Below are 20,074 nucleotides of genomic sequence, written 5' to 3'. Positions count from 1 at the left end.
GGAGACCATGACGGCAATGGCATGGGTGATCGTGGCACTCATCATCGTTCCCACGACGTACATTGTGTGGTCCGTAGTATCCGTGGACCGGAGGGGATACGCGGCAATCCGTTCCAACCTCAGCCGGGGCCGGAGCGTCCTGGGCGACCTTGGCGCGGGAATAGTTCCAACGAGCGAGATCAAGCAGTCCGTACCCCTGGGTCTGCGGGTTACCCCGAAAGGTTACGCCGCCTGGCTCGATAAGCTTCTGGCCAAAGCCGGCCGGCCTACCAGTCTTCCCCTTGACCGGCTCCTGATGGCAAAACCGGCCCTCGCACTTATTGCAGCGGCCCTGACGATCATGATCCTGCTGAAAACACCCAGCGGAGCGACCTTGCTCCTTACGATTTTCGTCACGGCCCTGGCATATTTCGTCCCTGACATCCTGATCCACGGCCGCGGGGCCGAGCGTCAAAAGGCCATTGAACTTGAACTGCCCAACACCCTGGATCAGATGCTCATCTCCGTCGAGGCGGGCCTGGGCTTCGAAGCGGCGATGGCGCGGGCATGCCACAACGGCAAGGGAGCCCTTGCCGCGGAACTGGCCCGGACCCTGCAGGACATGCAGGTCGGACGAACACGCAAAGACGCCTACATCTCGATGGCCGAGCGCACTGGTGTACCGGATCTTCGGAGTTTCGTCTCGGCCATCGTGCAAGCCGACATCTATGGCATAGCCATTGCAAACGTCCTCCGGTCCCAAGCCAAACAGATGCGGATCAAGCGGCGGCAACGCGCAGAAGAAAAAGCGATGAAGCTACCCGTGAAGGTCCTTTTCCCCCTGATGTTCTGCATACTTCCAGCGCTTTTCATCGTGATCATCGGCCCCGCGATCATCAAAGTGATGAGCAGCATATCCGGAGCCTTCTAGGTCCCGAGACGAACTGCAGCGGAAGCCCTCAACTATCCACAACACCGTTTTGAAGGAGCAACTGATGTCTAGATTCCGGACACGACGTGCAGCGAATCAGGATGTTCGGCAACGCGGGGCGGCAGCCGTTGAATTTGCCCTCGTCCTGCCGCTGCTCCTCTCCATGGTCCTTGGAACAATCGACTTCGGCATGGCCCTGGGGCAAAGCATCAGCCTGCAGGGGGCGGCGCGCGAGAGTGCCCGGCAGGGGGTAACGCAAGGCGACGTCATCGCCTCGGCCAACCAGGCCAAAGGACTGATGGACAGCACAAAACTCCAGGTGAAGTTCGTGGTGGACACCTCCGGGGGCGCCCCAGGGGTGATGGTTGTCTGTCTGCGCTACCCACAATCGTCCCTGTCCGGATTCTACTCATGGGCACTCAACGGCTACTTCGAGGCCAAATCAGTCATGAAAATGGAAGGTACAGCGGCTGTGACCTCAGGATCACAGGGCTGGAACGGAGGAACATGCACACGCTAAGAAAGACCCGACGCGATGCTCAGCGTGGCACCGGGGAACGCCGGAACGGTGCGCCTCCGAAGACGAAACAGGCCGAACGATGCACGGAGCCGGCGAACCGGGAGCGCGGAGCGTCACTTCTCATCTTTGCCCTGCTGATTCCCGTGCTCTTTGGCTCGATAGCGTTGGCCATCGATTTCGGCCACCTACTCTACGAGCGCCAGCAGATCAGCAACGCCCTGGACGCCGCAGCCCTGGCAGGGGTGACCTCCCTCCCGGACAATCCCACGACGGCCCAGGCTGATGCTCTTACCTACGCCCAGTCGAACAATCTCGGAACCACCCCCACCGTCACCTTCTGGTGCGTCGTCGGCTCCACAGGAGCCACCAAAACCGTGGCCAGCGGCCAGGTGCCGGCCGTCTGTAACCCGGGAACGACCGCCGGCGCAAAATGCAACACCACGATCTGCGCAATACCCTGCACGCCGGCAAGCGGAAACACCTGCAACACCATAACCGTCACGGCCAACAAGACCGTTCCCTTCGCGTTCGCGCCCGTAATCGGCATCAACACCGGGAACACCGGCTCGCTTTCCTCGAACGCCTGCAAAGGATCCTGCGGCGCCCAGAGCCCCAACCCCATGAATGTTGCGATTGTCGCCGACCGCACCGGCAGCATGAGCGACACCGATCTGTCCTCACTCAAATCAGGCATCCAGAGCACTTTGCAGACCATGACGACAAGCCAGCAATACGTGACGTTGGGCACCATCGGTCGAAGTTCGCCGACGTCGGGTTGCATCACCAACCCCGCCAGCTCGCAAACAAGCGGTCCCTGGCTCCCGGTTCCTTTTTCCAACGACTACACGACCTCGGCCACACCACCGGCACTCAACAGCAGCAGCAATCTCGTCAAAGGACTGCAATGCCTGACCCACTCGGGAACGGGCACCAGCCTTGCATCGCCGATGAAGGCAGCCGCCAGATACCTGCTGGGCTTCGACCCCAACAACCTCGGAAGCCTGCCAGCCCGGTCAGGAACGCCACGCAACGCCATCATTCTGGAAACCGACGGCCAACCCAACGAACCCAACGTCGGCGGGTCAACGTCGATCGCGACCCCCGGAGACATCGGAAGTTCCAACGGCATCACGGCCTGCAACAATCTCCTGGCAGTGGCGGCCGACGCCAAGGCCCGTGGAATCCTGATCATCACCGTCGGGTACAACATGGCCACAGAACGATGCGGCGGTACGGGAGCGTATGTGCGCGATGTCCTCGCCGCTGCGGCATCGCCGGACTCCCACGGAAATCCGAGCACGGCGAACAGCTGCACCACAGCAGCCGACATCGCCGCCGAGAACTCCGATGGAGACTACTTCTTCTGCGCAGGGAGCGGAACGGCCCTCGGCCCGATCTTCCTCTCGGCGATCAACGCCATCAGCGGCAACTCCCACCTGATCCAAATCCCGAGCTGAGGTTCGTCCATGCGACAGCTCAGTTCCCCGAAAGACCGGTCCTCCTCGACACCCAGAGTCGAGGAGGACCCTTTCAGACCAGTCTCGGCATTCCGGACCGCACCCCCGGGCCGGTACGGTTCCCCCCACCAGCACCACGAGGGCGCGACCGCCTCCGTGTCGGCTCCCGACACCAGCTCCGTTCCCGAGGAAGGGATCGTTGTTTCCCTGGGGCGCTCATGCGCAATGCTCGAATATTTGACAAATCTTAATGGAATCCTTGCAGGATCCCTGACCGTGATATTTAGGATCGCCGCATGACACGCAGCTCTGGGGGCTTGGCGCTCGAAATAATCGTCCCCGTTTTCAACGAGTCCGCCATACTCGAAAGAAGCATCCACCGGCTCGCCGGCTACCTGTCGCGGGAACTGATGTACAGCTGGAAAATCACGATCGCCGATAACGCCAGCACCGACGCAACGGCTTCGATTTCACGGAAGCTCGCAGATGAGATTCCAAACGTCAGCTACCGGCGCCTGGAGACCAAGGGCCGCGGCTTCGCGCTCCGCGATGCCTGGACGGCGTCTGAAGCGAAGGTTCTCGCGTATGTAGACGTTGACCTCTCCACAGACTTGGCAGCGCTCCCCCCGCTCATCGCTCCCCTGCTTTCCGGACACTCCGACGTCAGCATCGGCACCCGGCTTGGCCGGAGCTCCCGGGTAGTCAGGGGTCCCAAACGGGAATTCATCTCCCGCAGCTATAACTTGCTTCTCAAAGGGACCATGCAGGTACGGTTTTCCGATGCCCAGTGCGGCTTCAAAGCCGTCAGGGCGGACGTCGCGCATCGGCTGCTTCCTTATGTAAAGGACAACTGCTGGTTCTTCGACACTGAGCTGCTGATCTTGGCGGAGCGGGCAGGACTTCGAATCCACGAGATTCCAGTCGACTGGATCGACGATCCGGACAGCAGGGTGGACATCCGCCAGACCGCCATCGACGACATCAAAGGTCTCCTGCGCGTCGCTGCCTCGATTATGAGGGGGAAGATTCCCCTGCAAGCGATTTACGCGGAGCTGGGGCGCGGACCCATCTCAACTCCATCGCGTCCTAGCTTCTTCGGTCAGGTGGTGCGTTTCGGAATCGTCGGCGCGTTCTCCACGATTGCCTTTGCATTGCTCTATCTGCTGTTCCAGGGCCCGTTTGGCGCTCAGCAGGGGAATTTCCTGGCCCTGTTACTCACGGCCGTCGCCAACACGGCTGCCAACCGTCGCTTTACCTTCAGGATCCACGGACCCGATCGGTTGTTCACACAACAGATTCAAGGCCTCGTAGTCTTCCTAGTCGCCTGGGGCATCACCTCGTCTTCCCTGCTGATCTTGCATGCCGTTCACGCGGACGCGGCGCCCAGAGCCGAACTGATCGTCCTGACCTCAGCGAACGTACTCGCCACGCTGATCCGCTTTGTCCTGCTCCGGATCTGGGTCTTCCGGACCCGCCGGTCAGATGAACGCCGACGTACGGCCTCCGCGCTGCAGGCGACATGAGCAACAACACCAGCCGGCTTCGCGGCCAAGCACCCCAAAGCGCCCTCATCCAAGGCCGTTCCCAGGTCATTCGGAAGTGGATTCGTGGTAAGCCCCTGGATCCGACCTGGCAGCGGCCAGCTCTATTGGCCCTTCTTGCTTCAGCGTCGGTTCTTTACCTGTGGGGGCTCGACCGCAACGGCTGGGCCAACTCCTACTACTCAGCTGCCGCCATGGCCGGCTCGGAAGACTGGACCGCGTTCTTCTACGGGTCCTCAGACCCGGGCAATGCAATAACCGTTGACAAGCCGCCGATGTCCCTGTGGATCATGTCCCTCTCCGTGCGTGTTTTCGGACTCAACCCGTGGAGCATCCTCCTCCCGCAAGCCCTGATGGGAGTGCTCAGCGTCTATCTGCTCTATCGCATGGTGACGAAGCGCACCGACCCTGCGACCGGCCTGCTCGCCGGACTCTTCTTCGCGGTTACCCCTGTCGTCACCGTGATGTTCCGCTACAACAATCCCGATGCCTTGCTGACTCTCTTGATGATCGGGGCAGCGTACGCCACGCTCGAAGCAATCGACAAAGGTAAACTCCGCTGGCTGCTCGGAGCGGGCGCCCTGGTCGGTGCCGGGTTCCTCACCAAGCAGCTCCAAGTTGCCCTCGTTCTGCCGGCGATCGCCTTGACGTACGCTCTCTTCGCTAAGAAACCTGTCTATGTCCGACTACTTCACCTGGGCACGGGACTGCTCGCAGCCGTTGTAGCCTCCGGATGGTGGTTCCTGATTGCCCAGACGGTCAATCCCGCCAACAGGCCTTTCATCGGCGGTTCCCGGTCCAATAGCATCTGGGAACTGACGTTGGGATACAACGGCTTGGATCGCCTGACCGGAGAGGATGCCACCCGGACGATGTCGGGGGCAAGCGCCGCCGTCGTGGACCCGAAGCTTGACCCTGGGCTAACCCGGTTCCTTCAGCCCCAGTTTTCAGGCCAGTTTGGGTGGTTTCTGCCGCTCGCGATTGCGGGACTAGGCATCGCCGTGGTGTTGGTGATCCGCCGCCGCGGTACCCCTGGCCAGCGCTCTTTAATGGTGCTCTGTGCCACGTGGTTTGTTTGTTCAGCCACGGTGCTGGCCATGATGTCAGGCATCGTGCACCCCTACTACGCGATCTCAACAGTACCGTCACTGAGTTGCCTGGCCGCGCTTGCTGCGGTCTACCTCGTGCGCCGGTTCACCACCGGACTGATCCGCCTCCTATCGGGTCTTGTTCTTGTCCTCAGCTTGGTGCTGGCGTACGTTTCAGCGTCCAGGTCCGTGTTGGATTTCCCCGGGCTCCCCCCGGTTCTGGTGGTCGTCGGCGCCCTCGCGGCAACCGTGGCATTGCTTCCACCGGTCAACAATCGCCTTCGAGCGGCCGCCGTTCTCCTGGTCGGGGTCTCAATTCTCCTGGGTCCAACGATCTGGTCCGTCAACACCGTGCTGAGTCCGCACGTTGGAGCGGGAGTAGTGGCCGGTCCAAGCATCCTCGGCATACGAACAGATAGTCCGGATCGAACCCAGCTGGCCCCGGGGGTGCCGCCCGCGTTCACTGCTGTCATGTTCGGCGACATACCGGCCCCAGGCGTCCTTGAAAGGATAAGGGCCACCCCTGGCTCCGTGACGTGGCCGGCCGCCGTTATCGGATCGGAATCCGCCGCCAACTACCAGCTGGACAGCTCCAAAGCCATTCTGCCGGTCGGAGGATTCGACGGCACCGACCCCTTCCCGACCCTTGAGCAATTCCAGAACATGGTCCACAGCGGAAAAGTCGGATCGCTCGTGGTCCAGAATCTTCCACCCCTGACCTCTGAAGGGAAGGGAGAATCGGCGCGCATTCTGCAATGGGTCAAAAACAACTTCCCCCCCGAAAACATCGACGGAGCGTCCTTCTACCCCCTCACCCCATGACGCCCGACGCCCCCGAGGCCCCGCCGCTTTGCTCAGGCAGGCCGACGAAACGGGTCACTCTCAAAACCGTTCGCTGGCATCTCCGGCTACACGGACTCCCCCTGGCCGCTGAGATCATCTTCAACCTCGGCAGCGACACCAGGAACGCCCCGGCGCGAAAACCTACAGGCTGAGCTTCACAATCTCCGCACCAAGATCCGGCCCCCCGGTGGGGAGGTTGGCGAGCGTGACGAATTTGACGAATTTCCCGATGATTCCCTTGCAGGAGCCTTTGCAGGCGGGTGTTCCGGTGTTGTTCCAGGACTGGCCCGGGAAGTTGAATCCGAGGATCTGGAACGCGGCGAAGCCCTTGATATGGAAATTTCCGCTGGCATCGATACTGTCAAAGACCGGCAGAAGGACCGTCTGGCCTTCCAATGCCGTGAACGCCGGCTTGCACAGCTGCTGGTTCGGCATGCTGTCGCCGTTCTTCGACGAAACCGCGGGGTTGGCGATGGTCACTGTAGCTCCGCAGACGGTCGCGTTGTCCGGTGTCAGCCAGCCGAAGCCGCCGGGAATGATCTGCCCGGACGGGCTGTCACTGACACAGCTCGTAGTGCCGTGCAGGGGCAGCAGCTGCACCGCTCCGGAGAGGTCGAACTGGCATTCGGAGAAGGTCACCGGCAGGGCGGTGGTCAGTCCCGACGGGGAACCCCACGTCGCGGTGGAGGAGGCCGGGACATCGGCACGGGGAAACCCGAAAATCCTGGCAAAAAAGAGCGTTACCCCGCTGCCGTTCGCGTCCCTGGCGGCCGTCGTCACGGCCACAGTTCCCGGCGAAGGAAATGTCGGCGCCGGTGCGTCGGCCATGCCGTTGTTGCTGTTGGCTTTGGCGAGCTGCAGGGCGGTCCCCGCTGCTGCCGGGACGCACAGTGCGGTGCCGCGTTTGGCGCAGTCCTGGGCGATGGCCAATGCGGCGGCGTCCGCGCCGTTCTGCATTTGTGCCTTTTGGGCATAAAGCATGCCCTCGTCGACGGCAACCGCTGCGAAGCCAAGAAGCACGACCATGAGCAGCGCCACGAGAACCGCGACCGCGCCGCGTTCCTTCTCTCTTATCAACAGAAAGCCCCCCCATGAAGTCCGCAGAAACGGTGCCTGAACCATCTTGGCCCGCCCGCGGCCGCCACAGGGCCGGATTCCATCAAGGCGGCAAAGTACTATGGAAATCTTTGGCCAGTCCTGCGCAAACCCGGAGCAAATCCAGGGTTTTTGTCCTTCTCTCGTCGGGGCCCCGCTTCATCTGTGTTGCGGGGGCGCCTCGCACACAGTGACACGAGGTCATCGGCGAAGGTGCCGTAGACGTCGTCCGTCACCATGATGGGATCGGGGTGCCGGGTGGCCACCAAGTCGGCGATTTGGTCGAGAACGGCAGTGGAAAGCTTGATGACGCAGGGGTGCTCGGGTTGACCCCGCAGAACACCTTGATGGCGGGGAGGGCGAGGCAATCTCACTCGCGAGCCGGTGGATGCCGGACGTCGAGGACCGGACGATCGGCTGGGGATCCCATCGTCCGGTCCTCGATCCGGTATAGGCGGTGGTTGCGTCCTCCACCTGCCTCGGCAGCGCCCGTGCAGCCCGGCCGGTTCTTGGGGGGCAATAACCGGCTCGCACATCTGGCACCGCTTGCACCCATTGAACGACATTTTTCCCCCCGTGCACACGAGTACCGGTACCTGTTTTTACGGGGAAGATTTTTTACGGGACTGATCCGTCGTGTCCTGCGCACAGACATTTATCCTGGCCAGTCATCCAGGTCCCGCACCGACCGGGTCTTAGCCTTGCTCCACTCGTCAATAGTCAGGGTTTCCTGGACGGCATGCCGATGTGGCCGCCTGCGGGCTGTGAGGGCAGTCGTTTTTGGCGTGCTTGTGTTCCGCCAGCGGTAAATGACGGGGTGCCGGTCCGTGACTGCCTACTTGAGCATTAGGAGACGAGCGTCAGGAGCGTTCCGGACCCTCACGAACCCCAAACGCCCGTCCCTGGTCCTCGCGACCACCACTTCTTCGATTTGGCAGATTCAAACCGGTCCTACCAGGGCGGCCGTGCCTGGTGCTCCGCGGCTAGCCGAGAGGAAATGAGAGCAGGTGTTTCGGATTCTCGGGGACCCGATAAATGTAACGGGTGCTGCGCAGGTGTGCATCCGCCGCCCCGGCATGGAGGGAGCGCCCCTTTGCTGGGAAGACCGGGTTATCGAGCCCTCGGCCCTACATGAGTGGTCCTGCTTGGCAAGACAAGTGGTCTTCACTCGTTTCGCCCGGCCGTGCGGCAATTTACGGTGGTTCTCGTTGCGTTGCGGCTTCACCCCGACCACGGGACCGGCCGCGGTGGCTGCCATGCCCCGGGCTTGGTGGCGCGTGGCAGGTACCGAACCGTCAGGAGCGGGTTCCCCGCCGTCCAGAATCGAGCCAGGTGTCATGAGATTTTCCGCCCGAACCGTTCGGACGTCCCGCCGGCGGATGCCGGTCCGCACGGCAGCCGGCCGATGGGTCACCGCGGGGGCCACGGTCCTGCTGGCCCTGTCCGGCGCCGGGATCAGCGCCGCCCTTGCAGCCCCGCCCGCACAGGCTGCCAACCCCACCGTGGTGACCCTGACTTTCGATGACGGTAACGCCGACCAGCTCAATGCAGCCCAGATCATGAACAACTACGGGCTCAAAGGAACGTTCTTCACCCCCTCGGGCTACATCGACAACCCCGGGTACCTGTCGCTGTCAGACCTGCAGGGACTCGCCGCGGCCGGCCACGAGATCGGCGGCCACACCGTGACCCACCCGGACCTGGCCACCCTGCCCGTGGATGAGGCCACCCGGCAGATCTGCAATGACAGGGTGAACCTGACCAACTGGGGATTCAAGGTGACGAGTTTCGCCTACCCGTTCGCTTCCGAGACAGCAGCCACCGAAGCCATCGTGAAGAACTGCGGATACAACAGTGCCCGCGGACTAGGTGACATTCAGACCCGGTTCGGCTGCGCCGGCTGCGCCCTGGCCGAGACGATGCCACCAGCGGATGCGTACAACACCGCGGCCGCGGACGAAGTCGACAACACCTGGACCCTGGCAGACCTACAGAACACCGTCACCCAGGCTGAACCCGCCGGCGGATGGATCCAGTTCACCTTCCACCATATCTCGAGCACCAGCACAGACCCGCTGACCATCACGCCGGCCTTGTTTGACCAGTTCGCCGCGTGGCTGAAGGCCCGGCCCGCGACCACCACCGTCCAGACAGTCGACCAGGTCATCGGCGGCACGGTCAAATCCACAGTGTCCGGTCCCGCGGTGCCCCCGCAGCCAGCCAGCGGGAACCTCGTGACGAATCCGGGCCTTGAAACCCTCACCAACGGCATGCCGCAGTGCTGGTACGCAGGCGGTTACGGCACCAACACGGCGGCGTATTCAGTCATCAGTCCCGGCCACACCGGAACGAACGCCGAACAACTCGTGATGAGCGGATACGTCGACGGAGACGCGAAACTGCTCCCGGCACTGGACCTGGGCGGCTGCTCACCTTCGGCCACTGCAGGACACACCTACAACCTGGGTGCCTGGTACAAATCGACCACGAACACCCAGTTCACCCTGTACTACCGGATCGGGCTCGGGTCGTGGAAGTACTGGACCTCCAGCCCCTGGTACGCGCCGGCAACTTCCTACCAGAAGGCCACCTGGACCACTCCGCCCCTTCCGGCCGGCGCGAACGGCATCAGCTTCGGGCTGAACCTGTTCAGCAACGGCACCCTCACCACCGACGATTACGAGATGTTCGACGCCGCGAACGTGACGCCTCCGCCACCGCCAGCCCCCGGAACAAACCTGGTCCAGAACCCCGGTCTGGAAACGGCAGGCGCCGGTACCGAACCGCAGTGTTGGCAGACCGGCGGTTACGGCACCAATACCGCCGCGTTCAGCACTGCGGCCACCGCCCACACCGGAACTGCGGCCGAAAGCCTCACAGTCTCCGGATATATCGACGGCGATGCCAAACTCATCCAAACACTCGACAGCGGCAGCTGCGCGCCTCCTGCTATCGAAGGGCACAGCTACTCCCTCCGCGCCTGGTACACCGCCAGTACCGTCACCCAGTTCGCTGTGTACTACCGCGACGCCTCCGGCGTCTGGGTGTACTGGACCTCCAGCCCCTGGCTTGGCGCCTCATCCTCCTACACCCAGGCCAGCTTCACCACCCCGGCCCTGCCAACCGGGGCCACAGCCATCAGCTTCGGATTGAGCCTGTTCAGCAACGGCACACTCACCACGGATGACTACGCGATGTACGACACCGTCGGAGCGCCGCCCCTTTGACAACAGAGGGCGCCAGGGCGTGAGCCCCGGCCCAGTTCACCGCTTGTCAGCCCAACCCGGATACGCCGTTTATGCCAGTGTCACTACGTCGAAATAGTCACGATCAAGGCTAGGACAGACATATGAAGGGTTGCCGGTGCCGGCCGAAGAATCTGTGAGGTCCAGTGGCGGGGACCGCTTCGCAGGGCGGCACGCGGTTTTCCGGCTATTCATGACGCAGGCGCACTAGCTCTGCTCGGGCAGGGTTTCGTCCGTCGTTATCGATCCTGTCTCGCCCCAGCGGGCAGATCCGAGCCAGCGGATAACGGCTGTCAGCTGGTCGCGCAGTTCCTCGACGCCGATTTCAACCCCGGGAGTCAGACTCCGATCGATCCGTCGAGCCTGGATAAGGGCCGTTTTGCCCATCTCGGAGACAGCCACCCGCTGCGAGCGTCCGTCCAGGCGACTTCGTTCCCGGGTAATGTGCCCGTGCGCTTCCAGCCTCGAAAGTGTCTGTCCCATGGTCTGCGCCTGCACCCGGACTTTGGCTGAAAGCTGGGCCTGCGTCATGGCCCCTTCCGCATCGAGGACTTCCAGCGCTATGGCCCCCGAATGGGTCAGGCCCAGGACGGCAAGCTCCTCATTCCAAGCATGCTCGACCAAACGGGCTGCCGTTGAGAGCAACCGCGGAGTCGTCCAGTCGTTTAAGTCCGGCATCTTCCCACCATAGTAAGCCTACTTCCTAAGTATGGGTCGCCGTAGCATACGCGGACGGTGGTCTATCGAGAACTCCAACGACGCTCACGCCGGCGGCCACGCGGACCGTCGACACGGCGGGCCGGACCAGCTGTCGCCCGAGGGGTATGGCCGCGGGAACTAGGGGTTGGCGCGGCTGGCCCTAAGGTGCTTCAGGTCGGGAATGTCAAGGAATCTCCACCCAGGCTTCGTGGTCTGCCTTCATTTTGAGCAAAGACTCACCCGTCTAATCCTGCGGAACTTTGTCAATGACAGTGTGGTCTGTGGGGCAGAGCAGAATCAGATTGCTGTAGTCGTCACGTTGCGCCGGAGTCAATGGGGAATCGCCGCGCGGTCCACCCCGTTACCTCTCGCGACAATATGTGCTTCCTCGCCGATAATTACTGCGCCATCGGCGTTCTCGAGATCCTGGCTGAGCGGTCGATGACAAGTTGGCCAGGAACACTGGTCTGCGGCTCTTCCCCAAAATAGCTTCCGCGAAAGCGTTGATATAGACACTCAAATGCTTCCTGATCCAGCCGCAGGCTAGGTTCAATACTGTCAATGCAAGTAATGCGGGTAATGCTACGGTGAGAGCGTCCGTCCAGGCGACAGATTCCGTGTGCCCCCCGGGAATGCGTCCCCTTCGTTGTATATGCGTTCCCTGCGATAGACCTCATTCATCACGGCGCGAGTGACGAACTCCGACCAGCTAGCGTCCTCCTCCTGGCCCCGGGTTGCGTTGAATGCGGCTTTGGCCCGTTTCCTGGCATCTCCAGGCATGTAGAAGGTGACTTGCTCCGTGGTCGACGTCCCGGCAGGCTTTGGTGCGGCCGCTGCCTGAGGAGCCTCGGTTGCGGGTGCCCTGTTGGCCTTGACCAAGTTCTGGACACCAGCCGCAGGTCGGCGTGGCGGCGGGCCGATGGGTTCACGGTTTTGGCTCATGATGCGTTCCTTTGTTCTGCGGCTTCCAGTCGGGCGACCAATTCTTGCGCGACGCGGTGAAGGTCTTCTGCCACGTTGCCTGCGGACCGAGGTTGGCTCGGTCCGCCCTTGGCCGTACCCCGCAGGACTTCATACCACTTGGGGCCGGAGTTAACCTGTTCTTCCAGTTCGTGGACGAGGACTCCCCGCTCCCTGACTGCCTGTGCAGGTGATTCTGCGTGGCGAACCATGTTTTCAAAGAGCACATCCTGGCTGCCGAAAGCCTCGGTGATCGCTTCCCTGACGGTGCGCTGTACGGACCTGGCAGAGGACGACGTTGCGGCGATGATTACACCCAGGAGATCGATGCCAGGGTTGACGTCGATGACGGAGTCAAGACGCTTGGCCACACCTAGCAAACCCTCCCGTCCGCCCCGATCTGTTTTGGTCGGCACGATAATTTGTGCCGCTGCGCCGAGGGCGGCCAGCTGGAGGGGTTCATTTCCGGGTGGGCAGTCGATGAAGATGATGTCGTATTGGTCGGCCAAAGGCGATAAAGCAGCGGCGAGGGCTAGCTTGGCTTTGCGCCCGTCTTTGCCTGCTAGCGAAACGAGGCCGGCAGCTGCTTGGTCGAGGTTCGATCCCCCGGGTACGACGTCCAAGTTCGGCCGAACGGCCTTTACCGGAGTCAGCGGAGCGCCGAACATGAGACTTTGTGCCATACCCATGCCATCATCATCTGACCCCGTGTGGCGGTATCCGAGATCCAAGCCCAGGTTTCCCTGCGGGTCAAAATCGACGAGGAGCACGCGCCACCCGGAAACCGCCAAAAGGCCGCCAATGTTGGCCGTCAAAGTAGTTTTCAGCACGCCGCCTTTGCCGTTGACGAACGCGCAGACTCTATCCAAGCCGGTCCGATCGAATGGCTGATTCATAGTCATAAACTCCACCCTACTGTCTTTGCTGTCGTTGCCCGCGTTGCCGTCAATCGTGTCTTTACTGTCGCTGGGTTCTTTACTGTCAAAAACAGTATTGCACGCTTTAGAAGCTGTGACAGTAATGCCGTCATTACATGCATTACCTTCTTTGCGGGTATTGCGGTCATTTCGCCCCTCTCCATTGTTTCGTTCTCTCGCCTATCAGGGACGGGCCGACCGCCCATTGCTCTTGTCAAGGTTTCCTGCGACCCTTGCTGTCAAGGAATCTTGACAAGAGAGGGTGTGGCTTGTGGGTTGGGATCTTGGTGATGGGGTTCATGAGGGGTGGGCTGCCCAAGTGGTACCTGACGGTCGGATATCGGGCAGCTCGTCGGGGGAGGGTGTGCTGGTCCAGGGCCTGACGGGCCGATACAGGCGGGACGAGTGGATGCGTGACTACGAAATCGTTCCTGATGCTGAGGTGATCGGCTGGCGCGGGGCGTGTACCTGCGGCTGGCGCGGCATGATGTGGATACGAGTCGGGTCGGCGGTCGAAGAGGATCTACCCAGGCGCCGGGCCTACATTCCCAGCTCCGGGTTCTCTGATCCTTCCGCTAGCGTCGAAGAAGCAATCGAGGGGGAGTGGCGGGCCCACGTGATGCCACTGAAGCTGGTGGACGAGGTAAGGGCGGCTGCACGGGAGTACGCAAGTGCGGGGGAGCGGCTGACGGATTCCGTGGCGGAAGCAAAGGCCGGGGGTGCCACTTGGGCGGAAATCGGCGCGGCTGTAGGGATCACCAGGCAGGCCGCGCAGGAACGATGGAAAAACGCCCGGTATCCACTCCGCTGATATCGAGCGGGGCTTCATGGGGTGGCTTGTGAAGAAGTGGAATATCCGACGCTAAGGATATTTCGTTTCCGCCGGCCAGATCCTGAGTAGAGTTTTGGAATGGCTTCACATCCTGACTCGCAGGCGCGGGCATCCACCATTAGTACCGGCCGTTGGATTGCTGCCGCAAGAGCTCTTGAGACTTCCCGTTCGGACCGGCTCTTCAACGATCCGTGGGCCGGAGACTTGGCAGGAGATAGCGGCAAGGCCATGTTGGATGCTGCAGACTACAATCCGTTCCTTCCGGTCCGCACACGATACTTTGACGAGCAAATCATCGATACCACCGGGCAAGACTGCCAGATCGTCCTCCTCGGTGCTGGCCTGGACACCAGGGCCTTCCGGCTTCCACTGGCCGCCTCCTGTACCGTGTTCGAGATCGACTATGCGGAAGCCTTCGCCCAGAAGGAATCCGTTCTACGCACGATATCGCCGGCATGTGAACGACGGTGTGTTCCGGCGGACTTGTCCGGTCCCTGGATGCCTGCCCTTCTGGAGGCAGGCTTTGATCGCAGTACCCCAACAGTCTGGGTTGCTGAGGGCCTCTTCTTTTACCTGGCGGACTCCGCCGTCGAGTCCCTACTCCGCGATACTGCTTCTTTGTCTGCTGGAGGGTCTATCTTCTTGGCGGATGTCTTTGGAACAGGCCTGTTGGCCTTGGAAAGCATGGCTCCGTTGGTGAAAGCACGCACGGAATCCGGCCGTGCACTGCCGTTTTGCACAGACACTCCCGATGCCTTGTTTCGGGCTGGCGGTTGGACCAACACCAAGCTGGTACAGCCTGGCCATCCCACAGCCAACTTCGGACGTCTAAGCTGGGCCCCCGGAGTAAGCGGCGCGGAAGAACAGACCAATCTGCGCACCTATCTGGTGACAGCCGGCCTTTGACGGTCGTTCGCTGTCCGATGTCCGCTAACGATCGTTACCGGACACCCGAATCCGTTGCGTTTCCATAACCCACGCCCCCCGTCCTACCGGGGCCATCCAAACCTGTCATATTCAGTTGTCGAGTGTCACGATGTGCGAGCGACAATAGCGACCACGGACGCAGCAACAAACAAAGCGCCTCCGACCATGAAGCAAATGCCGAACACACGAATGAATACGCCCATCAATGACCTACCCCCAGCTACAGGCCATCGTCCCGCAAAAGCTGAAGCGGAGCCTCGATAGTTCGTCGCCAAGATCATGCCCAGGACGAACGTCGCGACCCCAAGTATCCCGAAGGCATAAGGGATCACAGCCGACTGGCTTGGAGATGAGATCAAACTGATGAACATGATCAGTAAGACGCCCAGAAAGGTTAGGACAGCCGCACGCAGGGGCGTTGGAAGCGTCCCGAAGGTTTTCGTCGTGTTCCTCATGCCTTACTTCTCCATCTATAAACTAAGGACCGGTGCATCGCATTTTGGAAGAGTGCCTCAAGTGTGACGTCGGGCCACATGATGGACGCGGCGAGGATTCCGAGGCCCGGCGTAGCGTGATGCCCGCAAGCACGGCTGCGGCGATCGTGGTCATGATGAACTCACCCCGGTACAGGCAACCTGGATGACGACAAGGACCCATGCCGTTGCAACCATGAAAACCGAAACAGAAGCAATAATCCTGCGCGTCGACATCATGGAACCACTGCCGCGTGATCAAAGCGCGCCGTCGTCGGATCGGATCGTCGTGCCGGACCGGGTAGCCGAGCTGTTCCGCGGCTCCCAGGACGCCCTCCGGCCATTCCGCGAGAAACACCCCCGGCATACGGCGATGAAGTTGATCCTCGCCCACAGGAAGACTGGGTGCGTGCCGCCCGGATAGACGGCGCGGACAGCGGAACGCTCGAGCCGCCAAGGTCCGAAGAACAAGCGAGCCACCAAAGCCTCATCCGGAATTCCAGATGTGTTGGGCTCATGCTGCGGAGGTTAGCCTCGGCGATTCTCCAGAACCCACCTGTCAAATGCCTCTGTACGGGCGAGGACACTCCAAGGCATGCGAATACCGATCGGCAGCCCGTAGCGCCGTCTAATCACCGTAAGAGCCTTGTGTAGGGGGCGGATTGTGAAGAAGGCTAGCGGTAGGACGGCCAGAAGAACGAGACCGTAGGCTGCGTAGGCCAGCGGAAATGCGCGCGCCACCATTGCGATCGCACCCAGGCCTGCGAGCGTCAACATGGTCCATCCCGTCAACGACGCGAAGACTCGGAAGTCGTAGGCGAAACCGGCTGCTTCCTCACCCATCCGCGACTTCCATGTGGTGATGTAGTTTTGGCGTTTCTTGCTAGGCAACGCATTGATCCTTTCCAACAGGTGCGCTCGATACTTCTCCCCTGGCATGCTTGACCAGCCCAAAGAGATCGAGGCCGGATCCGCCAGCGCCGAGCTCGGCGCCAAAGATTCCTAGTCCTCCGGCCAAAGTCTCGGATCCTGCCGCCGCTGCCAAGAACGACCCCCACCGAATATAGAGCTTGCACGCCGAGAGCGAAGCCGGCACATGCAAGCATTTCCCCTTTTCCGAAGCACGCGGGGCCGTCGAGGAATGCAGCGCCGACCCCAAGTGCAAAGGCGCCTGCGGCCAAGCCGATGGCGATTTCTGGCGCCGCCACCACCAAAGCCGCGACGCCTGCGGCAACACCTAGCCCGCCAAGCACGACCCCAAACACGGATTGGGTGTCGCTGTCGTCCCATAGGCCAAGGGGGTCAAGGAGGTTCAGCGGGTTGTGGCTTGCGTAGGAGTAGATAGCATTCGTGAGTGAGCTGGCGGGGTCAATGCTGATGAATTGGGTCGTCTGTGGGTCGTAGTAGCGGGCTCGGAGGTAGTAGAGACCGGTGTCCGTGTCTTGGTTCTGGCCATTCCACTCGAACGGATTCCAACTGGTGGTTGTGTGCAGGCGGTCAGGTGTTCCTGTCGTGCAGGTGTGTGCGGGAAAGCCCGAAGGAAATTGCTTTTGCTGTGCCCATGTGGGCGAGAGGCTACCCATCCTGGGGACTCTGCCGGCTCGACTGCTCGGCCGAGTGATAGCGGGCGGAACGCCGCCGTTTGTTTGCATCAAACACCGCGCGGATCTGAGCGAGGGCGGTGACTTTGGCGGGGGAGTCGCCGGCGTCCAGCCGGGCCGCGCGCTCGGCTTGGCGCTCCAGGGTTCGTCGGCGCTCGGCTTCCTGCTCGCGGCGGAGGTTGGCAATGCGGGCGGATTCTTGCTGGTCGCGGGAACGCAGCGGTTCGCCGGCTTCGGTGCGCCAGGCGCTGAGGCGGTGTCTTAGCCAGCCGCGCATCCGCCATGGGTCTTTTGTGTCGGGTGCGCCGCTGTGCGGCCATTGGGCGCCGTCAGGGCGCCAATCCAGCGCGTGCAGGATGTCCGCGACGGTCCAACCGGCCAGGAAGAAGTCCCGGCACGAGCTGGCGACGTCCTTGGGCGTCATGGAACGAAGGGGAAAGCTCCGGTAGCGGATCTCGGACGCGGCGGCCACACGCTGGTCTCGGCGTTTTGGCGTCCGGTGAGCTGGCCACAGCAGTTCTGGGCGCCATGCCACTTGGGCGGAAGGTGCGCCGCTTGCGGCGCCTGTGGGAATGAGTCGTGGCGGAGCCACGTCGGTTTGGGAGCTTTTTCCTCGCGCGCGCGTATGGGTTAACTCTTTCTCTATAAGGTGAGAACCGCCTAGGGCGGGAGGGGTGCCAACTTTGTTCACAAGTGCCAGTGGCGACGGCGTGCAGAGAACGTAGACAGCTGCTTCGTTGATACGTTCGCCGTCCGGACCTGTAGCGGCGTACTTGGCCTGCCTGCCGGACGCCACGCGGCCGACAACGCCCCAGGCAATCAAAAGCCTCAAGACGCGCGCCACTGTCGTCCTGGACGTTCCTGTGGCCTCGATAAGGGCTTCCCAGCCTGGGCGGGACGTCATGGTCTCGTAGTCGGCACGATCGATAAGGGCGCGCAATACGGCCACGATCGTGGCCTGGCCGTTGCGGTTGCGCACGGCGAAATTCTCGTGCCGAAGCAGGGCTGCCATGGTTTGCCGTCCATGTGCGGCCCGCACGCTGCCCTTGGGCACGGCCGACAAAACGACATCCGAGGACGTTTCCCGTGCGCGGTTGACACGCCGCTGCCGCGGATGAATCCGCGATTCGCTGTCGTTTAAAGCGCGCGCATGTACACTAGAGCCCATGCAGTACCTTTCTGAAAAGAGGGTGTGACTGTGGGAGCCTTTCACCGGGACCCGCCAAGATCTGATGGTGAAAAGCTTGAATAACTTGATACGAAGGCCCGCCCTCAGGCGGGCCTTCCTCGTTTAAGAAGCCAGACGGCCGATAGGCAGCGTCTCCTGTCCTTTAAGTGCTTCGACATCGATATTCGCCAAGGACTGGCTCACGATGGTCTCAAGGAGATCCTGATAAGACAGATCTTGCAGGTCCGCTATTTGGCGGAGCCTCTCCCCGTCGCCCAAGGTGAGCTTGACGGTGAAGACGTCACGCGGGCCACGGCTGGGCCTACCCATTCGCTTCTTCATCGGTGCCATAGCTTGATCCTTGCTTAAGTTTCGTAAGATCAAAGTTTTATCTGGAGCGTGTCGTCTAAAATCCTTTGGCGACAGCGGCTGCTGCGGCTAGCCAGGCCCGCTGGGTGGCGGGTTGGAGGGCGTCGTAGCGGATGGGTCCGTTGACCAGGGCGGGGTCGTAGGGGATGCGGACGACGGCGCGAACGTGCGGGGCGAATCCGTCAGCGATCCTGCGGGCTTCGTCCTGGGCGCGCTTGAGCGCGTCGCCGCTCATGCTGCGTTTGGCGTCGGTGGATTCGGAGACGATCACCACGGCGTTACGTGCCAGTTCGGCGTCGTGTCCGCCTCGGGATTCGAGAGTTTGGAGGGTCAGGCGTGCGGCTTCGGCGCGGTCTTCGATGGCTGTCACGGGGACGACGAGCTGGTTGGTGTGGGTGATCATCTGCCGCCAGTTCGCGGAGCGGGCGGTGTTTCCGGAGTCCATGACGATCAGCCGGTAGTAGCGGGTGAGCACCTGGTGGGCAATGTCCACCTCCTCGGCGGTTACTTCGTGGTCGCCTTCGTCGTTTTCGTCCGAGCGCAGGACGTCGAACTTGTCCAAGGTTTGGTGGTGAACGAACCGGGCGATCTCGGCTGCGTTCGTGCCGGGGGAGAGCAGTGTCTGGGATGAGTCGATGAGGTCCAGGACGCTGTTGTTGTGCCCTCCTTGCTCGGTGCGCCAGCCCAGGGTTCCCTGGCTTTCGTTGTTGTCCCAGGCGACGGTTGCTGCGCCGCTGTAGCGGGCCAGGATTGCGCTGAGCATGACAACGGTGGGCGTCTTGTTCGCCCCGCCCTTGCGGTTGACGACGGCCACGGTGCGCGGCCCCGGCCAGTGCTGGCTCACCGTGCGGATGTCTTCGCGCTCAGTCAGCTCCTCGGGGGACGGTTCCATGCGGAAGCCCAGTCGGGTGAGAGCGCCGCGCCAGCCGCGCATAGCCGGCTCCAGCACGGGCGCGCTGACCAGGAACGATGTCTCCTTGAGGCTGCGGCGCGTGAGAGGCTCCGCGGCCGCTGGCGCGGGTTCCTGGACGTGGGACACTGCGGCGCCGAACGTGACACGCGCGGCAGGGGGATCACCTTCCTCGGCCGCCGGCTCGACGGGAGCATGGACGGGCGCGGGGGCGGACAGGGCCGGCTCCGGGTTCTTCTGGCGGCGAGGGCTGGGTTTGGCTAGGGCGGTTTCGCTGACAAGGCCCTCGGGGGAGACGACGATGAGGCCCTGGCCGTCCGGGTCGGTGGTGCTGACTTTGACGGGTCGGCCGAGCTGGGCGGCGGTGTCGGTGATGAGGCGCAACGCCTCGCGGAGGACGGAGGCCTCGTCGTCGGCCTGGATCGCGTGGGAGGTGCCGTTGATCGTGACCTCACCGGTTCCGTTGGCGCGCAGAACGGCGTCGATCTTGGGGAAGTCGAGTGCTTGGGTTTCCATCAT

17 protein-coding genes are annotated in these 20,074 nt (G+C 62.1%); 9 read left to right on the top strand and 8 right to left on the bottom strand.

Annotated elements, in window-relative coordinates; translation table 11 throughout:
- The first annotated feature begins 7 nt into the window (after positions 1 to 7).
- The 5 genes from OIT41_RS20480 (at position 8) to OIT41_RS20460 (ending at position 6,338) form a co-directional block, all read left to right on the top strand.
- Complete coding sequence (locus OIT41_RS20480; protein ID WP_264638141.1) at positions 8 to 910, top strand: type II secretion system F family protein; 903 nt, start codon at positions 8 to 10, stop codon at positions 908 to 910.
- A gap of 64 nt (positions 911 to 974) precedes the next feature.
- Positions 975 to 1,430, top strand: a complete 456-nt coding sequence (locus tag OIT41_RS20475; protein ID WP_264638140.1) for a TadE/TadG family type IV pilus assembly protein — start codon at positions 975 to 977, stop codon at positions 1,428 to 1,430.
- Positions 1,418 to 2,887, top strand: coding sequence for a pilus assembly protein (locus OIT41_RS20470; RefSeq protein WP_264638138.1), 1,470 nt, complete (start codon positions 1,418 to 1,420; stop codon positions 2,885 to 2,887). Before OIT41_RS20475 ends, OIT41_RS20470 begins: the two co-directional genes overlap by 13 nt.
- A 296-nt stretch (positions 2,888 to 3,183) precedes the next feature.
- Positions 3,184 to 4,410, top strand: a complete 1,227-nt coding sequence (locus OIT41_RS20465) for a bifunctional glycosyltransferase family 2/GtrA family protein (protein WP_264638137.1) — start codon at positions 3,184 to 3,186, stop codon at positions 4,408 to 4,410.
- Positions 4,407 to 6,338, top strand: a complete 1,932-nt coding sequence (locus OIT41_RS20460) for an ArnT family glycosyltransferase (RefSeq protein ID WP_264638136.1) — start codon at positions 4,407 to 4,409, stop codon at positions 6,336 to 6,338. Before OIT41_RS20465 ends, OIT41_RS20460 begins: the two co-directional genes overlap by 4 nt.
- Positions 6,339 to 6,500: 162 nt before the next feature.
- Here the strand turns inward: OIT41_RS20460 and OIT41_RS20455 are convergent, their stop codons facing one another.
- Positions 6,501 to 7,436 (bottom strand): pilus assembly protein TadG-related protein, encoded by a 936-nt coding sequence (locus tag OIT41_RS20455; RefSeq protein ID WP_264638135.1) that lies wholly within the window; start codon positions 7,434 to 7,436, stop codon positions 6,501 to 6,503.
- Between the two features lie 1,355 nt (positions 7,437 to 8,791).
- Here OIT41_RS20455 and OIT41_RS20450 point away from each other — a divergent pair.
- Positions 8,792 to 10,681 carry a polysaccharide deacetylase family protein gene (locus tag OIT41_RS20450; protein WP_264638134.1) on the top strand — a complete coding sequence of 630 codons (1,890 nt, stop codon included), beginning with the start codon at positions 8,792 to 8,794 and terminating at the stop codon, positions 10,679 to 10,681.
- A 225-nt stretch (positions 10,682 to 10,906) separates the two neighbouring features.
- Here OIT41_RS20450 and OIT41_RS20445 read toward each other — a convergent pair whose 3' ends face one another.
- From OIT41_RS20445 to OIT41_RS20435, 3 genes are all read right to left on the bottom strand, one after another.
- On the bottom strand, positions 10,907 to 11,377 hold the full coding sequence (locus OIT41_RS20445; protein ID WP_264638133.1) for a MarR family winged helix-turn-helix transcriptional regulator: 471 nt from the start codon (positions 11,375 to 11,377) through the stop codon (positions 10,907 to 10,909).
- A 603-nt stretch (positions 11,378 to 11,980) separates the two neighbouring features.
- On the bottom strand, positions 11,981 to 12,340 hold the full coding sequence (locus tag OIT41_RS20440; RefSeq protein WP_264638132.1) for a ParB family protein: 360 nt from the start codon (positions 12,338 to 12,340) through the stop codon (positions 11,981 to 11,983).
- Positions 12,337 to 13,260 (bottom strand): ParA family protein, encoded by a 924-nt coding sequence (locus OIT41_RS20435; protein ID WP_264638131.1) that lies wholly within the window; start codon positions 13,258 to 13,260, stop codon positions 12,337 to 12,339. The genes OIT41_RS20440 and OIT41_RS20435 overlap by 4 nt, the downstream gene beginning before the upstream one ends.
- Positions 13,261 to 13,684: 424 nt before the next feature.
- On the opposite strand from OIT41_RS20435, the gene OIT41_RS20430 reads away from it, so the two are divergent.
- The 3 genes from OIT41_RS20430 to OIT41_RS20420 all read left to right on the top strand — a co-directional run bounded on the left by OIT41_RS20430 (position 13,685) and on the right by OIT41_RS20420 (position 15,931).
- A complete protein-coding gene (locus OIT41_RS20430) occupies positions 13,685 to 14,086 on the top strand; it encodes a hypothetical protein (protein WP_264638130.1) in 402 nt (133 codons plus the stop codon).
- Between the two features lie 99 nt (positions 14,087 to 14,185).
- Positions 14,186 to 15,013 carry a class I SAM-dependent methyltransferase gene (locus OIT41_RS20425; protein ID WP_264638129.1) on the top strand — a complete coding sequence of 276 codons (828 nt, stop codon included), beginning with the start codon at positions 14,186 to 14,188 and terminating at the stop codon, positions 15,011 to 15,013.
- Positions 15,014 to 15,703: 690 nt separating this feature from the next.
- Positions 15,704 to 15,931 (top strand): hypothetical protein, encoded by a 228-nt coding sequence (locus tag OIT41_RS20420; RefSeq protein ID WP_264638128.1) that lies wholly within the window; start codon positions 15,704 to 15,706, stop codon positions 15,929 to 15,931.
- A 364-nt stretch (positions 15,932 to 16,295) separates the two neighbouring features.
- Here the strand turns inward: OIT41_RS20420 and OIT41_RS21045 are convergent, their stop codons facing one another.
- The 4 genes from OIT41_RS21045 to OIT41_RS20405 all read right to left on the bottom strand — a co-directional run bounded on the left by OIT41_RS21045 (position 16,296) and on the right by OIT41_RS20405 (position 20,074).
- A complete protein-coding gene (locus OIT41_RS21045; protein ID WP_413542343.1) occupies positions 16,296 to 17,090 on the bottom strand; it encodes an RHS repeat-associated core domain-containing protein in 795 nt (264 codons plus the stop codon).
- Positions 17,083 to 18,120 (bottom strand): GntR family transcriptional regulator, encoded by a 1,038-nt coding sequence (locus OIT41_RS20415; RefSeq protein ID WP_264638127.1) that lies wholly within the window; start codon positions 18,118 to 18,120, stop codon positions 17,083 to 17,085. Before OIT41_RS20415 ends, OIT41_RS21045 begins: the two co-directional genes overlap by 8 nt.
- A 279-nt stretch (positions 18,121 to 18,399) precedes the next feature.
- Positions 18,400 to 18,627 carry a hypothetical protein gene (locus tag OIT41_RS20410; RefSeq protein ID WP_264638126.1) on the bottom strand — a complete coding sequence of 76 codons (228 nt, stop codon included), beginning with the start codon at positions 18,625 to 18,627 and terminating at the stop codon, positions 18,400 to 18,402.
- Positions 18,628 to 18,682: 55 nt separating this feature from the next.
- The gene (locus OIT41_RS20405) at positions 18,683 to 20,074 is read right to left on the bottom strand and encodes a MinD/ParA family protein (protein ID WP_264638125.1); all 1,392 of its coding nucleotides are present in this window, start codon (positions 20,072 to 20,074) and stop codon (positions 18,683 to 18,685) included.

This window comes from Arthrobacter sp. YA7-1, assembly GCF_025960325.1.
GTDB lineage: Bacteria > Actinomycetota > Actinomycetes > Actinomycetales > Micrococcaceae > Arthrobacter > Arthrobacter bambusae_A.
Note: the sequence above shows the minus strand (reverse complement) of the source record. Positions and strands in the feature narration are given on the sequence as shown.

What these genes read in the sequence shown, in the direction of transcription:
- OIT41_RS20480 (WP_264638141.1), top strand. Translation starts at nt 8, where the DNA reads ATGACGGCAATGGCATGGGTGATCGTGGCACTCATCATCGTTCCCACG.
- OIT41_RS20475 (WP_264638140.1), top strand. Translation starts at nt 975, where the DNA reads ATGTCTAGATTCCGGACACGACGTGCAGCGAATCAGGATGTTCGGCAA.
- OIT41_RS20470 (WP_264638138.1), top strand. Translation starts at nt 1,418, where the DNA reads ATGCACACGCTAAGAAAGACCCGACGCGATGCTCAGCGTGGCACCGGG.
- OIT41_RS20465 (WP_264638137.1), top strand. Translation starts at nt 3,184, where the DNA reads ATGACACGCAGCTCTGGGGGCTTGGCGCTCGAAATAATCGTCCCCGTT.
- OIT41_RS20460 (WP_264638136.1), top strand. Translation starts at nt 4,407, where the DNA reads ATGAGCAACAACACCAGCCGGCTTCGCGGCCAAGCACCCCAAAGCGCC.
- OIT41_RS20450 (WP_264638134.1), top strand. Translation starts at nt 8,792, where the DNA reads ATGAGATTTTCCGCCCGAACCGTTCGGACGTCCCGCCGGCGGATGCCG.
- OIT41_RS20445 (WP_264638133.1), bottom strand. Translation starts at nt 11,377, where the DNA reads ATGCCGGACTTAAACGACTGGACGACTCCGCGGTTGCTCTCAACGGCA.
- OIT41_RS20440 (WP_264638132.1), bottom strand. Translation starts at nt 12,340, where the DNA reads ATGAGCCAAAACCGTGAACCCATCGGCCCGCCGCCACGCCGACCTGCG.
- OIT41_RS20435 (WP_264638131.1), bottom strand. Translation starts at nt 13,260, where the DNA reads ATGACTATGAATCAGCCATTCGATCGGACCGGCTTGGATAGAGTCTGC.
- OIT41_RS20430 (WP_264638130.1), top strand. Translation starts at nt 13,685, where the DNA reads ATGCGTGACTACGAAATCGTTCCTGATGCTGAGGTGATCGGCTGGCGC.
- OIT41_RS20425 (WP_264638129.1), top strand. Translation starts at nt 14,186, where the DNA reads ATGGCTTCACATCCTGACTCGCAGGCGCGGGCATCCACCATTAGTACC.
- OIT41_RS20420 (WP_264638128.1), top strand. Translation starts at nt 15,704, where the DNA reads ATGAAAACCGAAACAGAAGCAATAATCCTGCGCGTCGACATCATGGAA.
- OIT41_RS21045 (WP_413542343.1), bottom strand. Translation starts at nt 17,090, where the DNA reads ATGGGTAGCCTCTCGCCCACATGGGCACAGCAAAAGCAATTTCCTTCG.
- OIT41_RS20415 (WP_264638127.1), bottom strand. Translation starts at nt 18,120, where the DNA reads ATGGCAGCCCTGCTTCGGCACGAGAATTTCGCCGTGCGCAACCGCAAC.
- OIT41_RS20410 (WP_264638126.1), bottom strand. Translation starts at nt 18,627, where the DNA reads ATGGCACCGATGAAGAAGCGAATGGGTAGGCCCAGCCGTGGCCCGCGT.
- OIT41_RS20405 (WP_264638125.1), bottom strand. Translation starts at nt 20,074, where the DNA reads ATGATGGAAACCCAAGCACTCGACTTCCCCAAGATCGACGCCGTTCTG.